The sequence below is a fragment of the Mycobacterium sp. genome (assembly GCF_049647605.1).
Classification (GTDB): domain Bacteria; phylum Actinomycetota; class Actinomycetes; order Mycobacteriales; family Mycobacteriaceae; genus Mycobacterium.
In genome coordinates this window covers 23664-42503 of record NZ_JBARXZ010000088.1, presented here as the reverse complement: position 1 = coordinate 42503, position 18840 = coordinate 23664, and the positions used below count along the sequence as shown (strand labels likewise).

The 18840-nt window shown below is 64.2% G+C and carries 15 protein-coding genes, 2 tRNA genes and 1 pseudogene; 5 read left to right on the top strand and 13 right to left on the bottom strand.

The features are described from left to right. Together WBB07_RS11260 and pknB are read left to right on the top strand one after the other, a co-directional pair. Positions 1-320 (top strand): annotated as a pseudogene (locus WBB07_RS11260) (hypothetical protein); the annotation flags it as partial. Then, positions 317-2197, top strand: coding sequence for a Stk1 family PASTA domain-containing Ser/Thr kinase (pknB, locus tag WBB07_RS11255; RefSeq protein WP_526307640.1), 1881 nt, complete (start codon positions 317-319; stop codon positions 2195-2197). The pseudogene WBB07_RS11260 and the gene pknB, both read left to right, overlap by 4 nt. Here pknB and WBB07_RS11250 read toward each other — a convergent pair. Then, positions 2181-2849, bottom strand: coding sequence for an aminodeoxychorismate/anthranilate synthase component II (locus tag WBB07_RS11250; protein ID WP_526307638.1), 669 nt, complete (start codon positions 2847-2849; stop codon positions 2181-2183). The genes pknB and WBB07_RS11250 overlap by 17 nt on opposite strands. A 104-nt stretch (positions 2850-2953) precedes the next feature. Further along, positions 2954-3703: a DUF881 domain-containing protein gene (locus tag WBB07_RS11245; protein ID WP_526307636.1), complete on the bottom strand. Its 750-nt coding sequence runs from the start codon at positions 3701-3703 to the stop codon at positions 2954-2956. 136 nt (positions 3704-3839) lie between these two features. Between WBB07_RS11245 and crgA the strand changes: the two genes are divergently transcribed. Both crgA and WBB07_RS11235 read left to right on the top strand, forming a co-directional pair. After that, positions 3840-4103: a cell division protein CrgA gene (gene crgA / locus WBB07_RS11240; RefSeq protein ID WP_526307634.1), complete on the top strand. Its 264-nt coding sequence runs from the start codon at positions 3840-3842 to the stop codon at positions 4101-4103. A gap of 146 nt (positions 4104-4249) precedes the next feature. Next, positions 4250-4672, top strand: a complete 423-nt coding sequence (locus WBB07_RS11235) for a PH domain-containing protein (protein WP_526307632.1) — start codon at positions 4250-4252, stop codon at positions 4670-4672. Between the two features lie 78 nt (positions 4673-4750). Here WBB07_RS11235 and WBB07_RS11230 read toward each other — a convergent pair whose 3' ends face one another. Next, positions 4751-5278, bottom strand: coding sequence for a peptidylprolyl isomerase (locus WBB07_RS11230; protein ID WP_526307630.1), 528 nt, complete (start codon positions 5276-5278; stop codon positions 4751-4753). Positions 5279-5364: 86 nt separating this feature from the next. Between WBB07_RS11230 and cwsA the strand changes: the two genes are divergently transcribed. Further along, entirely contained in the window at positions 5365-5787 is a 423-nt protein-coding gene (cwsA, locus tag WBB07_RS11225) for a cell wall synthesis protein CwsA (protein WP_526307628.1), read from the top strand. 544 nt (positions 5788-6331) lie between these two features. Here cwsA and WBB07_RS11220 read toward each other — a convergent pair. From WBB07_RS11220 to dnaA, 10 genes are all read right to left on the bottom strand, one after another. Beyond that, positions 6332-6404 (bottom strand) — tRNA-Ala (locus WBB07_RS11220). A gap of 141 nt (positions 6405-6545) precedes the next feature. Continuing rightward, positions 6546-6622: transfer RNA gene (locus WBB07_RS11215), tRNA-Ile, on the bottom strand. A 60-nt stretch (positions 6623-6682) separates the two neighbouring features. Next, positions 6683-7477 (bottom strand): DUF3566 domain-containing protein, encoded by a 795-nt coding sequence (locus WBB07_RS11210; RefSeq protein WP_526307626.1) that lies wholly within the window; start codon positions 7475-7477, stop codon positions 6683-6685. A 156-nt stretch (positions 7478-7633) separates the two neighbouring features. Then, complete coding sequence (gene gyrA / locus WBB07_RS11205) at positions 7634-10198, bottom strand: DNA gyrase subunit A (RefSeq protein ID WP_526307624.1); 2565 nt, start codon at positions 10196-10198, stop codon at positions 7634-7636. Positions 10199-10227: 29 nt separating this feature from the next. Next, positions 10228-12240 (bottom strand): DNA topoisomerase (ATP-hydrolyzing) subunit B, encoded by a 2013-nt coding sequence (gene gyrB / locus WBB07_RS11200; protein ID WP_526307622.1) that lies wholly within the window; start codon positions 12238-12240, stop codon positions 10228-10230. Positions 12241-12462: 222 nt separating this feature from the next. Next, positions 12463-13044 carry a DUF721 family protein gene (locus tag WBB07_RS11195; RefSeq protein ID WP_526307620.1) on the bottom strand — a complete coding sequence of 194 codons (582 nt, stop codon included), beginning with the start codon at positions 13042-13044 and terminating at the stop codon, positions 12463-12465. Beyond that, positions 13041-14195 (bottom strand): DNA replication/repair protein RecF, encoded by a 1155-nt coding sequence (gene recF, locus WBB07_RS11190; protein ID WP_526307618.1) that lies wholly within the window; start codon positions 14193-14195, stop codon positions 13041-13043. Before recF ends, WBB07_RS11195 begins: the two co-directional genes overlap by 4 nt. 6 nt (positions 14196-14201) lie before the next feature. Further along, positions 14202-15095 (bottom strand): phosphogluconate dehydrogenase (NAD(+)-dependent, decarboxylating), encoded by an 894-nt coding sequence (gene gnd, locus WBB07_RS11185; RefSeq protein WP_526307616.1) that lies wholly within the window; start codon positions 15093-15095, stop codon positions 14202-14204. A 29-nt stretch (positions 15096-15124) separates the two neighbouring features. Beyond that, positions 15125-16330 (bottom strand): DNA polymerase III subunit beta, encoded by a 1206-nt coding sequence (gene dnaN / locus WBB07_RS11180; RefSeq protein WP_526307614.1) that lies wholly within the window; start codon positions 16328-16330, stop codon positions 15125-15127. 545 nt (positions 16331-16875) lie between these two features. Continuing rightward, positions 16876-18393 carry a chromosomal replication initiator protein DnaA gene (gene dnaA, locus WBB07_RS11175; protein WP_526307612.1) on the bottom strand — a complete coding sequence of 506 codons (1518 nt, stop codon included), beginning with the start codon at positions 18391-18393 and terminating at the stop codon, positions 16876-16878. Positions 18394-18840: the final 447 nt, after the last annotated feature.

Genomic DNA, 18840 nt, shown 5'->3' with positions numbered 1-18840 from the left:
CCGGTGTCCTCGGCGCCCTGGCGATCGCGATCGCCGTGCTGATCGTCGTGAACGCGCGGGACAACAACCTCAATCAGCAGCAGACCCCGCCGACGGTCACCGACACGGTGACGCCGCCACCCCCCGGGGAAAGCGGGCCGCCCGGGGAGCCCGACGGCACCGAACCGCCGCCGGCCGAACCCTCGAACTGGACTCCGGACGAGGTGACCGGTCATCCTGGACAGACGCCGGGACAGACCCACTACCTGGCAGCACTGTGGCCTGACCAGGCCATTGTGTTCTCCACCGAGATCGATCCCCCCGAAACGATAGTGCGATGACAACCCCTGAGCTGCTGTCCGGGCGTTATGAGCTCGGCGAGATCCTGGGCTTCGGCGGTATGTCCGAAGTCCATCTGGCTCGCGACACCCGGCTGCACCGCGACGTCGCCGTCAAGGTGCTGCGGGCCGACCTGGCGCGCGACCCGAGTTTCTATCTGCGGTTCCGTCGGGAGGCTCAGAACGCCGCGGCTCTGAACCACCCCGCGATCGTTGCGGTGTACGACACCGGTGAGGCCGAGATGGCCTCAGGGCCGCTGCCCTACATCGTGATGGAGTACGTCGACGGTGTGACGTTGCGCGATATCGTGCACACCGACGGCCCGATGCCGACCAAACGCGCCATCGAGGTCATCGCCGACGCCTGCCAGGCGCTCAACTTCAGCCACCAGCACGGCATCATTCACCGCGACGTCAAGCCGGCCAACATCATGATCAGCAAGACCGGCGCGGTGAAGGTCATGGACTTCGGCATCGCGCGGGCGCTGGCCGATTCCACCAGCGTCACCCAGACCGCCGCGGTGATCGGCACGGCGCAGTACCTGTCCCCGGAGCAGGCCAAGGGTGATCCCGTCGACGCCCGCTCCGACGTGTACGCGCTGGGCTGCGTGCTCTACGAGATCCTCACCGGTGAACCACCCTTTGTCGGTGACTCACCGGTGGCGGTGGCCTACCAGCATGTCCGCGAGGACCCGGTGCCCCCGTCGACGCGCCATTCGGACATCAGTCCCGAACTCGATGCGGTGGTGCTCAAAGCGCTGGCCAAGAATCCCGACAACCGCTACCAGTCGGCCGCGGAGATGCGCTCGGATCTGGTGCGGGTGCATTCGGGGGAGCGGCCGGAAGCACCGCGGGTGTTCACCGATGCCGACCGGTCCTCGTTCATGACTCCGCCGGCGCCCCGCGACCGGGATGCCACCGATCACATCCCGCGCGCGCAGGCGCATTACGTGGAGCCCCCCGAGGACAGCTCCGGCGGTTCGGTGGGCAAGTGGGTGGCCGCCGTCGCACTGCTGGCGGTACTGACCGTGGTGGTGACGCTGGCGATCAACTTCTTCGGTGGCGACACCCGCGATGTGCAGGTCCCCGACGTCACAGGACAGGCCGCCGACGATGCGATCGTCGTCCTGCAGAACGCCGGCTTCCGCACCCGCACCCAGAATCAGCCCGACTCGGAGGTCCCGCCGGACCACGTCATCAGCACCGACCCGGAGGCGACAACGTCGGTGGGCGCCGGTGACGAGATCACGTTGAACATCTCCACCGGGCCCGAGCAACGTTCGATTCCCGACGTGTCCACGCTGTCGTATGAGGACGCCAGGAAGAAACTGCAGGCAGCCGGTTTCAGCCGGATCACCAGCACCACCTCGGTCTCCACACCGGAGCTCAAAGACAAGGTGCTGCAAACCAATCCGCCGGCCAACCAGACCTCGGCGATCACCAATCAGATCACCGTGATCCTCGGGTCCGGCCCCGGCAGTAAAGCGGTACCGGACTGCGCGGGCCTGACCGCCGAGGACTGCAAGGCGCTGCTGACCCAGTCCGGCTTCTCCAACACCCTGCAGGTCGACGTCGACAGCACCCGGCCGTCGGGTCAGGTGATCGGCACCAATCCGGCGTCCGCCGAGAACGTGCCGGTGGATTCGGTGATCCAGATCCAGGTGTCGCGGGGCAATCAATTTGTCATGCCGAACCTGCGCAACCAGTTCTGGGTGGACGCCGAGCCGCTGCTCCGTTCGCTCGGCTGGACCGGGTCGCTGGTCAAGCTGCCGAATGCGCAGAACAGCGGGGCGCCCACCAACGGAGTGGCGACTCAGAACCCGGGGCCGGGGGAGCGCCTCAACTTCGATTCGTCGATCTCGATCAGTTTCGCGCAGTAGCCGCGGCGACGGCGCTGGCCACCTCGGACTCCAGGCGCCGCACCAGCGTCTCCTGCGGGCTGTCGCCGCACACCGCCAGCCAGTTGGCCAGCATGCGATGCCCGCCCTCGGTGAGGATCGACTCCGGGTGGAACTGCACGCCGTGAATGGGCAGCGTGGTGTGCCGCACGCCCATCACCACGCCGCTGCGGGTCTGGGCTGTGACCTCCAGTGCGGCGGGCATGGTTTCGGGAAGGATCGTCAACGAGTGGTATCGGGTGGCGGTGAAGGGGTCCGGCAGCCCGTGGAAGACGCCCACGTTGGTGTGGAAAACGGTGCTGGTCTTGCCGTGCAGCAGCTCGGGGGCCCGGTCCACGGTGCCGCCGAAGGCCACCCCGATCGCCTGGTGTCCCAGACACACCCCCAGTAACGGGGTCTGGGTGGCCGAACAGGCTTTGACCAAGGGAATCGAGGCGCCAGCCCGTTCCGGGGTGCCCGGTCCGGGGCTCAGCAGCACCCCGTCGAAGTCGACAGCGGCCTGGTTGATCAGCTCGTCGGAGCCCAAGCGGTCGTCGTCGTTGCGCCACACCTCTGCGCTGACTCCGAGCTGACCGAGGTACTGCACCAGATTGAAGACAAAGCTGTCGTAGTTGTCGACGACGAGGACACGCATCGTGACAGGTTACCTGGCACTTCTTTGCGCCCAAACTCACAAACGGGCGCCAAAAAGCGAGGACAAGCCGCCCGTTTGTGAGTTTGGGCGGAAGCTGCCGGGCGTCAGTAGCTGATCGGTCCGGTCGGCTGGGCGTAGCGCATCCGCAACGGCTCGCTGTGCCCGACGATCTCGAGGTCGTCGTCGGTCTGCTCGGTGTATCCGAGACCGAAGCGCACCACGTACTGCTTGTACAACGTCACCAACGGCGCCGCGGCCAGGGCGGCCTGCATCTCGGCCACATCGCCGACCGCCCGGATGGTGTACGGCGGGCTGTAGGTGCGCCCGTTCAGCAGCAGGGTGTTGCCGACACATCGCGGCGCCGAGGTCGCGATGATCCGCTGATCCTGCATCTGGACAGCTTCGGCACCGCCGGTCCACAGCGCATTGAGCACGGCCTGGATGTCCTGCTGGTGGACCACCAGATCGTCGGGGGAGGCGTCGCGCGGGAACCGGCCGTTGGCGTCACGCTGGGCGTCGGTGAGGGTGACTATCAGCCCCGGCCCCCGCACCTGGTCCATCCCCGCTTCGGCACCGAGTTCTGCTGCCCGGGCCTGCATGGCTGCCAGGGCCCGGTCCGAGGACGCGCCGTGGGTGGAGTCGATCACCGTGGCCAGCGAGTCCCGCTCGGAGCTGAGGTGGTCGACCGACTGTTGCGACGCCCGGACCAGGTCGACGAGGCGCGGTGCGTCGCTGCGCCGGATGTCGTCGCCCCCCGAGACGCCGTGGGTGGCTGCCAGCAGAAGTCCCGCCAACAGGCACACCACCGGCACGCCCCAGCGCCAGGGGCCGCGGTTGGTGCCGCTGTCCGACATCCAGGCCTACCTTCGTGTTGGTTTCAGACGCGCCTGTCCGGTCTCCCGGGAATTCTCACGTCTGGGGTCTGCTGGGCTACGCTCGATGCGGTCTCTATCCATCGTCGCACCCGTGTCACTGCCCACGAAGGTAACCATGCCCAAGTCCAAGGTCCGTAAGAAGAACGACTTCAGCGTCAACCCGGTCAGCCGGACCCCGGTGAAGGTGAAAGCCGGGCCGTCTCCGGCGTGGTTCGTGGCGTTTTTCATCGGGCTGATGCTCATCGGATTGGCGTGGCTGCTGGTGTTCCAGTTGGCGTCCTCGGAGCTGCAGTGGATGGCCGATCTCGGCCCGTGGAACTATGCGATCGCTTTTGCTTTCATGATCGCCGGTCTTTTGCTGACGATGCGGTGGCGGTAGCTCTGCCACCTGGCATGTTGAATTCAACAGCGCCTCTGATCGTCTCCTAGCATGGCAACGTCCACTCTGCCAATGACACCGGTGTTATTCATCCCCATTGTGGATAGCACCTGTGGATAACTTCGTCCGCCGTGGTAAGGCCCACTATGAATGCCCTTCAGCAAACTGAATGGGGTCCTCGTCCAGCCGGAGTTGCAGCTCTGGGCATCGCCGGTCTGGCGATGGCAATCATCTGTGTGATGGTGATCACAGATCCGCCCGGACGTGTCCTGACCGGGATTGCCGCAGTGGGTCTGCTTGTGTTTGCAAGCTTCTCCTGGCGCGCACGGCCGAAGCTAGCAATCACCGACGCCGGCCTGGTCGTTCGCGGGTGGTGGACCACCAGAGTGCTGCAGCGTTCCGACATCCAACTGGTGCGCATCACGGAGTTCCGCCGGATCGGTCGCAAGGTCCAGCTACTCGAGATCGAATCGACCGACGATCGCCTCCACGTCTTCACCCGCTGGGATCTCGGTGGCAGCCCACTCCCGGTGCTCGACACACTCACCACCGCCGGTTACACCCGCTGAGACGGACCCGCCCCGACATAGTCGGCGCGCCCGTTACCGCCGAGCGGTCCCGAGCGCGCCGAGAAGACGGGTTGGCGACTACGCGATGGTGATCGACTCGATCACCACGGCGTCATTGGGACGGTCGTTGCGATCGGTCGCGGTGGTGGCGATGGCGTCGACGACCTTCTGCGACTCCGGATCGACAACCTCACCAAAAATGGTGTGGCGACGGTTCAGGTGCGGCGTCTGTCCGACGGTGATGAAGAACTGCGAGCCGTTGGTGCCCGGTCCTGCATTGGCCATCGCCAGCAGGTAGGGCTTGTCGAAACTCAGTTCGGGGTGGAACTCGTCGGCGAACTGGTAGCCCGGGCCGCCGCGGCCGGTGCCGGTGGGATCACCGCCCTGGATCATGAACCCGTCGATGACCCGGTGGAAAACCGCGCCGTCGTAGAACGGGCCCGACGTGCCGCCGGAAGCGTTCTCCCGGGAGTACTCCTTTGTGCCCTGAGCCAATCCGACAAAGTTCGCGACGGTTTTGGGGGCGTGGTTACCGAACAGCGCGATCTTGATATCGCCACGATTCGTGTGCAGCGTTGCAGTGGCAGTCTGAATGGAGCTAGTCACGTTTCACAGTCTGCCACTGACCGATCATCGCGCTGTTGGGTGGCAGGCTCTAGAGTCCACTGCAGCGTCGCGCAGAGAGGCAATTCATGACATTAAAGACCGCCAACCACCTCACTCCTCGCCAGCGTCTGGGCCGAGGACTCGCCTACACGGCGGTGGGCCCCGTCGATGTCACCCGAGGAGCTCTCGGCGTCAGTGCGCAGGCACTGTGCGGCGCGGTCTGCGCGTTGCGCCGCCGCTACCAGAGCGGTCAGCTGCGCCAGGACCTGGCCGCGGCCCAGGAAGTCGTCGAACGGGAGCTGGCGGCCGCCCAGGAAGTCGTCGCCGGCCTGCCACAGGCCATCCAGGAGGCCCGCGCCCCGCGGCGCCGTCGCCGGGCGCTGCTGGTGGGCGCCACCGCAGTCGCCGTTCTGGGGATCGGTGCGGTGGCCTTCTCGGTGATCCGCAGGTCCCGCCAGCCCAAGCCGTCGACGTTGCCCCCGAGCGTGCAGCACGACCCGAAGCCCTGACGGCGGGCATCACACCAGAGTCACCTCGCGGGATCCGACAGTCGGTCCGCGAGTAACTTCACGCTGCGTTCTCACGGTCCGCAGACCAAGGTCCGCGTCGGCCGTTTGCGGATGGTGCGGCGTGACGGCCGTGCGCCTAGCCGGCAACTCCTCTGTGGCCCTTGGCTGCGCTATGGGGATGATCGTCGAACCGCATCGGGCCTCGTCGCCTACGCACGCTCATCAGAGGTCAACTCCGCTGACGCACAACAACATTTCGATCTCCCAGGCTGACCGTCGGCCTGTGGGACCGTCCTGGAGGCCGGGGGAGTGGCAGTGCCGTAGGTGGCCTTCGGGACCGACTGCGGTGTCTGTACGGAGCTGCTGGACGGCATCCGGCCCCGTGTGCGTCAGGGGCACGTTCTCAAATAGTGCGTTCGCCTGGGCAACGGCCGGGCGACGGTACCGATTCCACTCGCTCGGTTCGGCGATAATTGATGCCGCGCCGGCGGCCTGAACGCAAAACAGGTCAGACCGCATAGGGTCTGACCTGATTGTTTATTTGTGGAGCCTAGGAGATTCGAACTCCTGACATCTGCCTTGCAAAGGCAGCGCTCTACCAACTGAGCTAAGGCCCCTGGTCGCCGGTGCGGTCCTCGGCGGTGTGCCAGACTTCGGCACGCCGTGACCGTATCACCGCCACACCCACTGCGATCATCACCAACAGTACGAGCAATCGCTTCACGATTGCTCCTTCCTGCCGGTTGTCCGTGGGCATTTGGTGGGCCTAGGAGGACTCGAACCTCCGACCTCTTCGTTATCAGCGAAGCGCTCTAACCGCCTGAGCTATAGGCCCGTACGTGGGACAACCGAGCGCCGAGATTACCTCACGGGTGGCCCCACTCCCAAACCGTGGTCAGTCCCGGTCGGCGAGGGTGACCTCAACACCGCCGACGATGTCGGTGATCAAGTTGTAAATGAACGCCCCGACGGTCGCGATTGCGCTGAGCAGAACGATGTTCAACAGCCCGATCAGCAACGCTCCACCGAAGATGGTCCCGCTGGAGATCAACTCGCCGCCGCTACCGCTGGTGCTGGTCAGAAGGTCACCGACGTTGCTGTTCAGTTTGGTCCACACGCCCATGCCACCGAGCACCAGATACAGGATGGCGACGGCGATCATCCAGACGAAGAACAACGCGACCGACAGCAGCAGCGACACCTTCAGCGCGCTCCACGGGTCGATCCGGCGGATCTGCATGCTGGCCCGTACCGGACCATTCTTGGCTCGGCTGGCGGCCTGCACCCGGCCGCCACCGCTGCGCGGCGTACCGGCTTGTTCAGAGGCCGGATTACGGGACTGTGGAGCGCGCCCGGACAGATCCGGGAGCTCGCTGGCGTATTCCTTGGTCTTGGCGGGGTCCGATTCGGTGGTCGGCTGCACCGCGGTACCGGCCAGGTAGCGCGCCGGCCGGTTCTCCGGAGCTGCGGCGCGCTGCTCCGGCCGGGGTGCGGAGTCGCCGGTCGGTCGGGGTCCGGACTGTTGCGGGCGCCCGGCACCACGCTGCCATGGCGGAACTTCACCCTCGTTGATCCGGGCCGGCGGGGTAGCGGGCCGTGACGCCCCTCCCGAGCGGTCGGCGGCGTGCCCGTTACCTGAGCCGGTGCCGTCGCCAGGACCGTTGTGGCCCGGTTCCTTCGGTGAACTCACTGTGCTCCTTCTGACGGGCCGCCGAGCGACCGCTCCAACCTCACCAGCGGGCTGCCCGCGGCTGTGTTCCCACTACACCGCTTCGCAGCGGCTACGTCCATCAAAGCGCGGTGCGGCGGTCCCCGGTAGAGGGGACCGCCGCGTCCGCGGTTGCGGTCAGTCTTCGGATTCTTCGCCGGTCACGGCGTCGGTGTCCGCGGTCACTTCGGTGGCATCGGTGTCCTCGGTCACTTCGAGGTCCTCAGCCACTTCGGTGTCCTCCGCGTTGCGCGCGATGGCTAACAGTGTGTCGCCCTCACCGAGGTTCATCAACCGAACACCCTTGGTTTGGCGTCCCGCCTTGCGCACCTGACGGGCTGCGGTCCTGATGACACCGCCGCCGGAGGTGATGGCGTACAGCTCGGTGTCGTCATCGACGATCAGTGCCCCGACCAGACTTCCGCGGCGCCGGTCGTACTGGATCGTCAAGATGCCCTTACCGCCGCGACCCTGCGGTGAGTATTCCTCGATGGACGTTCTCTTGGCGTAACCACCTGAGGTGGCCACCAGCAGGTAGGTCCCCTCGATGACAACGTTGAGCGACAGCAACCGGTCGTCGTCGTTGAATCGCATGCCCTGCACACCGGAGGTGGCCCGGCCCATCGGCCGCAACGCCTCGTCGGTGGCCGAGAATCGGATCGATTGCCCGTTGGCCGACACCAGCAACAGGTCGTCCTCGGCCGAGCACAGGATCGCGCCCACCAGTTCGTCGCCGTCGCGCAGGTTGACCGCCACGATGCCGCCGGACCGGTTGGAGTCGAAGTCCTCCAGTCTGGACTTCTTCACCAGACCGTTGCGGGTGGCCAGCACCAGGTACGGGGCATCTTGGTAGCCCTTGATCTGGATGACCTGAGCGATCCGCTCCTCCGGCTGGAAAGCCAGCAGGTTGGCGACGTGCTGACCGCGTGCGGTCCGCGACATCTCCGGCAGGTCGTAGGCCTTGGCGCGGTACACCCGGCCCTGTGTGGTGAAGAACAGGATCCAGTCGTGGGTGGAGCACACAAAGAAGTGCGCCACGATGTCGTCCTGTTTGAGCCCGGCCCCCTGAACGCCCTTGCCGCCCCGTTTCTGGCTGCGGTACAGGTCGGTCTTGGTCCGCTTGGCGTAACCGGTTTCGGTGATGGTGACAACAACCTCTTCGCGCTGGATGAGGTCCTCGTCGGTGACATCGCCGTCGGCGGCGATGATCCGGGTACGACGGTCGTCGCCGTACTTGTCGGCGAGCTCTTTGAGCTCGTCGCGCACGATGGCACGTTGCCGTTCCGGCCGGGCCAGGATGTCCTCGAGGTCGGCGATCTCGGCCTCGATCTTGGCCAGATCGTCGACGATGCGCTGCCGTTCCAGGGCGGCCAGCCGACGCAGCTGCATGTCGAGGATCGCCTGCGCCTGGATCTCGTCGATATCGAGCAGGTCGATCAGGCCGGACCGGGCGATCTCGACGGTCTGTGACGCCCTGATCAAGGCGATAACCTCGTCGAGGGCGTCGAGCGCCTTGACCAGACCACGCAGAATGTGGGCCCGCTCATTGGCCTTGCGCAGCCGGTACCGAGTCCGGCGGTTGATCACGTCGAGTTGATGATTGACGTACAACCGGATCATCTGATCCAAGCGCAATGTGCGCGGCACCCCATCGACGATCGACAGCATGTTCGCGCCGAAGCTCGTCTGCAGCTGGGTGTGCTTGTAGAGGTTGTTCAGCACCACCTTTGCCACGGCTTCACGCTTGAGCTCGACAACGATGCGCAGCCCGACCCGGTCGCTGGACTGGTCTTCGATATTGGAGATGCCGGTCAACTTGGCATCGCGGACCTGCTCGGCGATCGAGGTGATGAAGTTGTCGTGGTTTACCTGGTACGGCAGCTCGGTGATGACCAGCGAGTTGCGGCCCCGGCTGTCCTCCTCGATTTCGACGACACCGCGCATCCGGACCGAGCCGCGGCCGGTGGTGTACGCGTCGTTGATGCCTTGGGAACCGACGATCAAACCGCGAGTGGGGAAGTCGGGTCCCTTGACCCGCTCCATCACCGCGGCCAGCGTCGCTTCCTCGTCGGCCTCGTGATTGTCCAGCGCCCAGTAGACAGCCTCGGCGAGCTCCCGCAGGTTGTGCGGCGGGATGTTGGTGGCCATACCGACGGCGATACCGCCCGAACCGTTGGCCAGCAGGTTGGGGAACCGGCTGGGCAGCACGGTGGGTTCCTGGACCCGACCGTCGTAGTTCGGAATGAAATCGACTGTCTCCTCGTCGATTTCGCGGAGCATTTCCATGGCCAGGGGAGTCAGCCGGGCCTCGGTGTAGCGCATGGCTGCCGGCGGATCGTTACCCGGTGAGCCGAAGTTGCCCTGCCCGTCGACAAGTGGATACCGCAGCGACCAGGGCTGCGCCATCCGCACCAGGGTGTCGTAGATCGAAGAGTCGCCGTGCGGGTGGTAGTTACCCATGGTCTCGGCGACCGAACGCGCCGATTTGGCGTGCCCGCGGTCCGGGCGGAAGCCGGAGTCGTACATGGCGTAGAGCACCCGACGGTGCACCGGCTTCAGGCCGTCACGGACCTCCGGTAGTGCGCGGCCGACGATGACGCTCATCGCGTAGTCGATGTAGCTGCGCTGCATCTCCTGCTGGATGTCGACCGGTTCGATCCGGTCGCCTGTTTCGCCGCCCGGAGGCAACGTGGTGTCAGTCATTCAATGATTCCTTCTGGCAATCAGCGACGTTAAACGTCAAGGAAGCGAACATCTTTGGCATTACGGGTGATGAAGCTGCGACGCGCCTCGACGTCTTCTCCCATCAGGATCGAGAACAGTTCGTCGGCAGCGGCCGCGTCGTCGAGAGTGATCTGACGCAAAACCCGGACCGACGGATCCATGGTGGTTTCCCACAGCTCCTTGGCGTCCATTTCGCCCAGACCCTTGTACCGCTGGATACCGTCCTCGGTATTGATGCGCCGGCCGGCGGCCCGGCCGGTCTCGAGCAATCCGTCGCGCTCCCGGTCGGAATAGGCGAACTCGGGTTCGGAGCGCTGCCATTTCAGCTTGTACAGCGGCGGCTGGGCCAGGAACACGTGGCCGTTCTCGATCAGCGGACGCATGAACCGGAACAGCAGCGTGAGCAGCAGCGTCGAGATGTGCTGGCCGTCGACGTCGGCGTCGGCCATCAGCACGATCTTGTGATAGCGCAGCTTCGAGAGATCGAACTCGTCGTGGATGCCGGTGCCCAGTGCGGTGATGATGGCCTGGACTTCGGTGTTCTTCAGCACCCGGTCGATCCGGGCCTTCTCGACGTTGATGATCTTGCCCCGCAACGGCAGAATCGCCTGGAACATCGAGTCGCGGCCACTCTTGGCCGAGCCGCCGGCCGAGTCACCCTCCACCACGTACAGCTCGGACTTGCTGGGGTCGGTCGAGCGGCAGTCGGCGAGCTTACCCGGCAACCCACCCAGATCGGTGGCACTCTTACGACGCACCAGCTCACGGGCCTTACGTGCCGCGATCCGGGCTTGTGCTGACGAAACTGCCTTGTTCACAACGGTTTTGGCCTCAGCGGGATTGGCTTCAAACCAGTGGTTGAGCTGCTCGTTGCAGATCTTCTGCACAAACGACTTGACTTCGGTGTTGCCCAATTTGGTCTTGGTCTGACCCTCGAACTGGGGCTGTTGCACCTTCACCGAGATGACGGCGGCCAGCCCCTCGCGGATGTCATCGCCGGTGAGGTTGGCATCTTTTTCCTTGAGCAGTTTCTTGTCTTTGGCGTACTTGTTGACCACCGACGTCAACGCCGTGCGGAAGCCCTCCTCGTGAGTGCCGCCCTCATGGGTGTTGATGGTGTTGGCGAAGGTGTGTACGGACTCCGAGTAGCCGGCATTCCACTGCATCGCGATCTCGACCTCATGCCCGGTTCCCTTGCCCTCGAAATCGATGACACTGGCCTGGATGGCGGTCTTGGTGCGGTTGATGTGCTTGACGAAATCGACCAGGCCGCCCGGGTAGTGGAAGGTGCGGTGCTTCACCTTGTGGGGTGCGGCCGATTCGGCGGCTTTCTCCTCCGCCGACTTCGGCGCCTCGGCGGTATCACTGACCACCTCATCGACCACCTCGACCGCGGTGACCCGCTCATCGGTCAGCTCGATCGTCAGGCCCTTGTTCAGAAAGGCCATTTCCTGAAGCCGCCGGGCCACCGTCTCGAAGTCGTAGGTGGTGGTCTCGAAGATGTCGGGATCCGCCCAGAACCGGATCGTGGTGCCCTTCTTCTTGGTCTTCTCACCCTTGCGCAGGGTTCCGGGTACCGACTTGTCGTAGGTCTGGAACCACTCGTAGCCGTCCTTGTGGACATCGGCCTCGAGCCGCGTCGACAAGGCGTTCACCACGGAAACGCCGACACCGTGCAGACCACCGGAGACCTGGTAGGCACCCTCTTCGAACTTGCCGCCCGCGTGCAGAACCGTCATCACCACGTCGATGGTCGGAATACCGGTCGAGTGCATGGCCACCGGGATGCCACGACCGTCATCGGTGACCTCGACCCCGCCGTCTTCGAGGATCCGCACGTCGACCTTGGTGGCAAAACCCGCCATGGCCTCGTCGACTGCGTTGTCGACAACCTCCCAGATAAGGTGGTGCAGACCACGTTCACCGGTGGAGCCGATGTACATACCGGGACGTTTCCGGACTGCCTCGAGTCCCTCGAGGACCTTGATCGAATCGGCACCATACTGGTCTTGGGCAGCCACGTTGAACGCGTCTCCTTGGGGTTGCGCATGCGCGGCCGAGCACCGCGACAGGTGTTACCCCATAATCTTACCGCTTGGCCCCGACGGCACTGGTTCTCAGGCCGCGTTTCCGACCTGCTAAATGCGCCGTGCAGAAGATTTTTCGGATACAGGTGCCACACGACGGCTTACGTCACTGAAACTCGCCGCATTACGGCTCTCAGCCGATAAGATGCCAGGACCTCATCCGTAGGTGTCGCGGGGACCGCGCCCAGCGATGTGACGAGGGCCTTTCCGCCAGGACGGAGCGGTCGGTCCGGTGATCTTCAACGACGTGACCACTCCATCACCCACCGCGGCGGCGATCTTGGCCAACAGCTGCGATTGCACCATCCTGAGCTGAGTCGCCCACGCCGTCGATTCGGCGGTCACACTGAGAACTCCGTCACGCAGGCTGTGCGGTGTGGCGTGCTCGGCGATCTGTTCACCCACCACGGTGGTCCACTGCCCGAACACGGCACCTTCGGAGACTCGCTTGTTCCAGCCCAGATTCTGCGCCAGATCCCGGGTGGCGGACCCGAGGGTCTGCGGGTCACGGCGATCCGGACCCGGTCCCGACCAGGTCCGGCGCTTACCGCTGACGGTGCGTTTGGTTTGAGGTGAACGCCCGCCCCTGCCAACATCTTTGCCTTGGCTTCTGGCCGCACCCCGCGCTTCTTCGAGGGTGCGCCGCACCAGATCCATTCCGCGGAGATGGGCCAAATGCGCCGGTGGGCCGCCCTCGGCCGAGTCACCGTCTGTTGCGTTGTCAGCTTCCTCGGTCATGGTTTCACCACCGAAATCCGCCCCCTGTCAGACTCTTCCAACTCGATGTGTATCCGACGGACATCCCACTCCGACGGAACATCCTCTTCCACCGCCGCAGTCACCAACACCTGCTCGGCATCGGCGGCCACACCCGCCAGCGCCCGGCGTCTCTTGTTGTCCAGCTCGGCAAACACGTCATCGAGCAACAGCACTGGATCCGTGCCCTCGTTGCGCAGCAGTTCGTAGGAGGCCAGTCGCAACGCCAGTGCCACCGACCACGATTCTCCGTGGCTGGCAAAACCTTTCGCGGGTTGATCACCCAACCGGAGTTCCAGATCGTCACGGTGCGGTCCGACCAGACAGACCCCGCGATCCAGTTCGGCGTCGCGGCGGCGCGCCAGCGCATCCAGCAACGCGGTCTCGAGAAACTCCAGGTCCTCGGCCACACCCGACTCGTTGATGAGCTCCACCGAACTCCGGTAGCTGATCATCGCCGAGCGTGACGACGGCGCCAGGATCTGGTACGCCTTCTCGACCTCCGGCGCCAGCTCCTCGACCAATTTCAGTCGCGCCGAGATCAGTTGAGCGCCATGGGCCGCCAGGTGGCCGTCCCACACCTCGAGGGTGTCCACCACGGAACGGTCCCCGCGGTACCTGGCCCCGGCCGCCGATTTCAGCAAGGCAGTCCGTTGTTTGACCACCCGCTCGTAATCCGAACGCACCGCGGCGATCCGGGGTCGACGGACAATCGCGAGATCATCCAGATAACGACGTCTCTCACCGGGATCCCCACGCACCAGCGCAAGATCCTCGGGTGCGAACAACACTGCTCGCAATACCCCGAGGATCTCGCGCGGGCTCCGAACCGGCGATCTGTTGAGCCTGGCCTTGTTCGCCCGGCCCGCAACGATCTCGAGGTCCACCGCCAGCTCCCGGCCGTCGTTGACCACGATCGTCGACACCAGTGATCTATCGGTACCCGCCCGAAGCAGCGGAGCATCGGTAGCGACTCGATGTGAGTTCAGTGTCGACGAATACCACAGGGCCTCAATGAGATTGGTCTTGCCATGCCCATTGGACCCGATGAACACCGTTCGACCCGGTTCCAGCTCGAGATCAACGGCCTCCCATGAACGGAAGTCGCGCAATCCCAGGTGTCGAACGAACAACGGTGATTACCCGGACAGGCCGATTCGCTTGACGGCGTGGCCACCAAACTGGTTACGCAGCGCAGCAACGGCTTTCATCGTCGGCGAATCATCCTGGCGGGACAGGAATCTGGCGAACAACGATGCGGCGATACCAGGTACCGGAACCCGGAGGCGGATCGCTTCCTCCACGGTCCAGCGGCCTTCGCCGGAATCCTCGGTGTATCCGCTGATCGCGGCGAGTTCGGGATCCTCCTTGAGTGCCTTGGCCAGCAGCTGCTGCAGCCAGGACCTCACCACCGTACCGTTGGTCCACGCCTGGTAGACCGCCTGCGGACTGCTCACCAACTCTTCGGCCGCCAACACTTCGTATCCCTCGGCGTACGCCGTCATCAACGCATACTCGATGCCGTTGTGCACCATCTTGGTGAAGTGACCTGCCCCGACCTTCCCGACGTGCACAAAGCCATCCTCACGCGGACCGGGCGGGCGCAGCGTGTCGAAAATCGGCATCAGTCGCTCGACATCGGCATCGCTGCCGCCGACCATCAGCCCGTAACCCTCGGTCAGACCCCAGATGCCTCCGGAGACACCGGCATCGACAAAGCCGATTCCCTTCTGGGCCAACAGTTCTGCATGAGGACCATCTTCGGTGTAGCGCGAATTTCCGCCGTCGACGACCAGGTCACCCTCACTGAGCACTTCGGAGAGGGAGACAATCGTCTCGTTGGTGATCGGGCCGGAGGGCACCATCACCCACACAACCCGCGGACCCTCGAGAGCCTCGGCCAGCGCCGCGAGCGTCGCGACATCACTGACCTCGGGACGAGGGTCGAAACCGACCACCTCGTGCCCACCTTCGCGCAGTCGTTCGCGCATGTTGAAGCCCATTTTCCCCAGGCCGACAAGACCCAACTGCATGACGAAACCCTTCCCGTGCGGTGGTTGCTCTAGCCCGGCAAACGGACCGGCATCAGCAGATACACATAGTCAGTCTGCTTGGCAGGGAACGGGCCGTTACCCGACAGTGTCTCCTCGGTGTCCTCTGCGGACGCCGGCCGCAGCACCGCCGGCTTACTGGGGGTGGTGAAGCCGAAGGAGACCCGCTCGGAGTGCAACGAGCTCAGCCCGTCGGTGAGATAGGTCGGGTTGAAGGCGATGGTCAAGGGTTCCCCGACAAAATCCACGGCCAGATCCTCTTCGGCACGGCCGACATCGTCGGCACCGGCCGAAAGCCGCAACACACCGTCGCTGAATTCCATCCGCACCTGTGCGCCACGATCGGCCACCAGAGCCACCCGCTTGATCGCCTCGGTGAGGACGGCCACACCGATGGTTGCGATTGCGGTGTGTTCGCTGGGCAGCAGCTGACGGAACTTGGGGAACTCGGCATCGAGGAGCCGGGTGCTGCTGCGCTTGCCGTTGCTTCGGATGCCGAGGAGGCCTTCTTTGCCGACCGTCGGTCCCGACCCCAGCGACAAGTGCACCTCGGTGCCGGAGGTTCCGGTCTTGGCGGCTTCGGCGAGCGTCTTGGCAGGCACCAAGACCGCGGCTTCGATATCGGGTCCGGTCGTCGACCAGGTCAGCTCGCGTACCGCCAACCGAAACCGGTCGGTGGCGGCAAGGACCACGCTGTCACCGGAGATCTCCACCCGGATGCCGGTCAGCATCGGCAGCGTGTCGTCGCGGCCCGCCGCAACCGCCACCTGACCGATCGCCTCGGCGAACATCTCCGAGGCCACCAGACCGGTATCGGCGGGCAGCGTCGGCAGCGTCGGATAATCCTCGACCGCCATGGTGGGCAGCGAGAAGCGGGCGCTACCGCAGGTCAGTGACACCCTGGTGCCCTCGACGCTGACCTCGACCGGCTTGTTCGGCAACGCGCGGGTGATATCGGACAACAGCCGCCCGGAAACCAAAACGCTTCCAGGAGAAGAGATTTCAGCAGCAACTCGCACTTCTGCGGAAACCTCGTAGTCGAATCCGGAAATCGTCAGACCCTCGTCGGCGCCGGTGAGCAGCACTCCGGCGAGCACCGGCACCGTCGGCCGGGACGGAAGATTTCGCGCCACCCATGCCACGGCGTCAGCGAAATCGTCCCGAACAAGGCGGAACTTCAAGTCACTCAGTCCCACAGTCGTCGTGGCCACGGCCATAGCGTCCCTTCATCACATCAAATAGCCCTGCGGTCGGCGGTATCCCGGACAGGCCAGGAGACCGTCATGGCGTCAACAAATCCCAAGCCGCGCCACAACGACCGTAGCCGTAGTCGAAGAACCACCGTAGAGCTTTCTCCGGGAACTTGAAAGCTAACCGATCGGGGTGACATGTGCTTCGGGAGCCGCTCTAGGGGTACGTGTTGAACAGATGTCCCCAAGCCCCTTCTGTTAGAGAGAAATCTAGAGAACTAAATAAGTAACAGTAATAGGGGCTGTGCATGTTGGGGATGGAGTGCCTCCCTTGCAGCTGGGGACGGGTGCGTGGGTGTGGATGAAAAGTGGATGGTTGTCGGGACCAGGTCGGGCGGCTGTGGAGAAGTTGTAGTTGTGCGGCTTGCTCCCAGTTTTCCAGGATCGGGTAACCAGGTTGTGCACAGGTCGGTCCACAACGCCGGCGGAGACGCGAGTGGCTGCTGGGGCACAAAAGATTTCAAAAAAAACCGCATCCGCGGAAGGCGGATGCGGTCGGTTGGGCGATTTTTTCAGCGCTTGGAGCGCTGACGGATACGCGCGGTGAGTTCCTTCACGTGATCGAAGACCTCACGGCGATGAGTCATCTCGTTGAGGATCTTCTTCTGCGCATACATGACGGTGGTGTGGTCACGGCCGAACGCTTGGCCGATACGCGGTAGCGAGAGGTCGGTGAGCTCGCGGCACAGGTACATGGCGATCTGGCGGGACTGCGCCAGGGCACGCGTCTTACCGGGTCCACGCAGCTCCTCGACAGTGGTGTCGAAGTACTCGGCGGTGGCCGCCATGATGGTGGCCGCACTGATCTGCATGGTGCCGGCGTCGGCGATCAGGTCCCGCAGCACGATCTCGGCCAGCGATTTGTCGATCGGCGTCTTGTTCAACGAGGCGAACGCGGTCACTCGGATCAACGCGCCCTCGAGTTCCCGGATGTTGCGTTCGATGCTGCTGGCGATCAACTCCAAGACGTCATCAGGAACGTCGAGGCGCTCCATCTGCGCTTTCTTGCGCAGAATTGCGATACGAGTCTCCAGCTCGGGGGGCTGCACGTCGGTGATCAGACCCCACTCGAAGCGAGTGCGGAGTCGGTCTTCCAGCGTGGCCAGCTGTTTCGGAGGTCGATCCGAGGAGATGACGATCTGCTTGTTCGCGTTGTGCAGCGTATTGAAGGTGTGGAAGAACTCTTCCTGGATACCTTCCTTGCCCTCGATGAACTGGATGTCGTCGACCAGGAGGACATCGATATCGCGGTAACTGCGCTTGAAGGCCACCTTGCGGTCATCACGCAGCGAGTTGATGAAGTCGTTGGTGAACTCTTCGGTGGAGACGTACTTCACTCGCATCCCCGGAAAGAGCCGCTGGGCATAGTTGCCCGCAGCGTGCAGGAGATGGGTCTTGCCGAGTCCGGACTCGCCCCAGATGAACAGCGGGTTGTAAGCACGCGCGGGTGCCTCGGCGATGGCCAGGGCCGCGGCGTGCGCGAACCGGTTGGAGGCGCCGATGACAAAGGTGTCGAAGGTGTAGCGCCGATTCAGGCTGACACCCTCGGATGCCGGGGTGGGCGGGGCGTTGCGCCGCCCATTGAAATAAGACGGCCAGGTTTCGTGCGCGCTGGCCAAGGCCTCGCGGTCGTCGTCGACCTCGTCCATCTCCGCGGGCTCGACCATTGGCGTGGCGTCGGGCATCGGCGGGGGAGTGTCGTCAGACTCGTCATCGGGCGGAGCGATGCGCACGCCGAGCTCGACTCGCTGACCCAGTCGCCGGCTCAACGCATCGGTGATCTGGATGCGGAGGTGCCGTTCGATCTCGTTCTGGACGAAGCTGCTCGGGACCGACAGCAGCGCAAAGCCCTCGACGATCGTCAGTGGCCGCACCAATTTGAGCCAGGCACGTTGCTGCGGGGTGAGCGGGCGGATCAAACTTTCGCCGTTGGAACCGGACGAGGGGTAGCCCGGAGATTGATCTCCGTTGAGCTCGGAAACAACGTCGTTCCACATCGTGGCGAACGCGGGTCCGGGGTCATCGGTCAAGGACTGATCCCCCCTGGCTTACGCAGTTCACAAGCAATTTCCAACCACCTACGCTGACGACGACAACTGTCCACAAGAGTTATCCACAGGTGTGGACAGGACGATCGTAGTCGCCTGGCAGTCTAGCTGCGGCGCGATGTGGGGTCGATTCACAGACGGAAACCTGACGGTGAAACCGTGGATGACCAGGGGCTTCGATGTCTGCGGAGAGGTTGGACCCGACATCCTCGCTTCATTGTCTTGCGCCGTTTCGAGAGGAAACGGCATTGGCAGAAGCTAACAGTTTTATCTCGGGGTGCCAACTGTTCTGCAACATTCCGTAGAGGTTCCTGGCGAGTTGCCCATCGACGCGCCGAACTTCATGGACGGGTGCCTGGTCGGGGCCGTTCTTTATGGTGGCAGAGGCCCCGGAATGGGCAAGTTTGACCCAGCGCAAACGCGTCAGTA

What these genes read in the sequence shown, in the direction of transcription:
- pknB (WP_526307640.1), top strand. Translation starts at nt 317, where the DNA reads ATGACAACCCCTGAGCTGCTGTCCGGGCGTTATGAGCTCGGCGAGATC.
- WBB07_RS11250 (WP_526307638.1), bottom strand. Translation starts at nt 2,849, where the DNA reads ATGCGTGTCCTCGTCGTCGACAACTACGACAGCTTTGTCTTCAATCTG.
- WBB07_RS11245 (WP_526307636.1), bottom strand. Translation starts at nt 3,703, where the DNA reads ATGTCGGACAGCGGCACCAACCGCGGCCCCTGGCGCTGGGGCGTGCCG.
- crgA (WP_526307634.1), top strand. Translation starts at nt 3,840, where the DNA reads ATGCCCAAGTCCAAGGTCCGTAAGAAGAACGACTTCAGCGTCAACCCG.
- WBB07_RS11235 (WP_526307632.1), top strand. Translation starts at nt 4,250, where the DNA reads ATGAATGCCCTTCAGCAAACTGAATGGGGTCCTCGTCCAGCCGGAGTT.
- cwsA (WP_526307628.1), top strand. Translation starts at nt 5,365, where the DNA reads ATGACATTAAAGACCGCCAACCACCTCACTCCTCGCCAGCGTCTGGGC.
- gyrA (WP_526307624.1), bottom strand. Translation starts at nt 10,198, where the DNA reads ATGACTGACACCACGTTGCCTCCGGGCGGCGAAACAGGCGACCGGATC.
- WBB07_RS11195 (WP_526307620.1), bottom strand. Translation starts at nt 13,044, where the DNA reads ATGACCGAGGAAGCTGACAACGCAACAGACGGTGACTCGGCCGAGGGC.
- gnd (WP_526307616.1), bottom strand. Translation starts at nt 15,095, where the DNA reads ATGCAGTTGGGTCTTGTCGGCCTGGGGAAAATGGGCTTCAACATGCGC.
- dnaN (WP_526307614.1), bottom strand. Translation starts at nt 16,330, where the DNA reads ATGGCCGTGGCCACGACGACTGTGGGACTGAGTGACTTGAAGTTCCGC.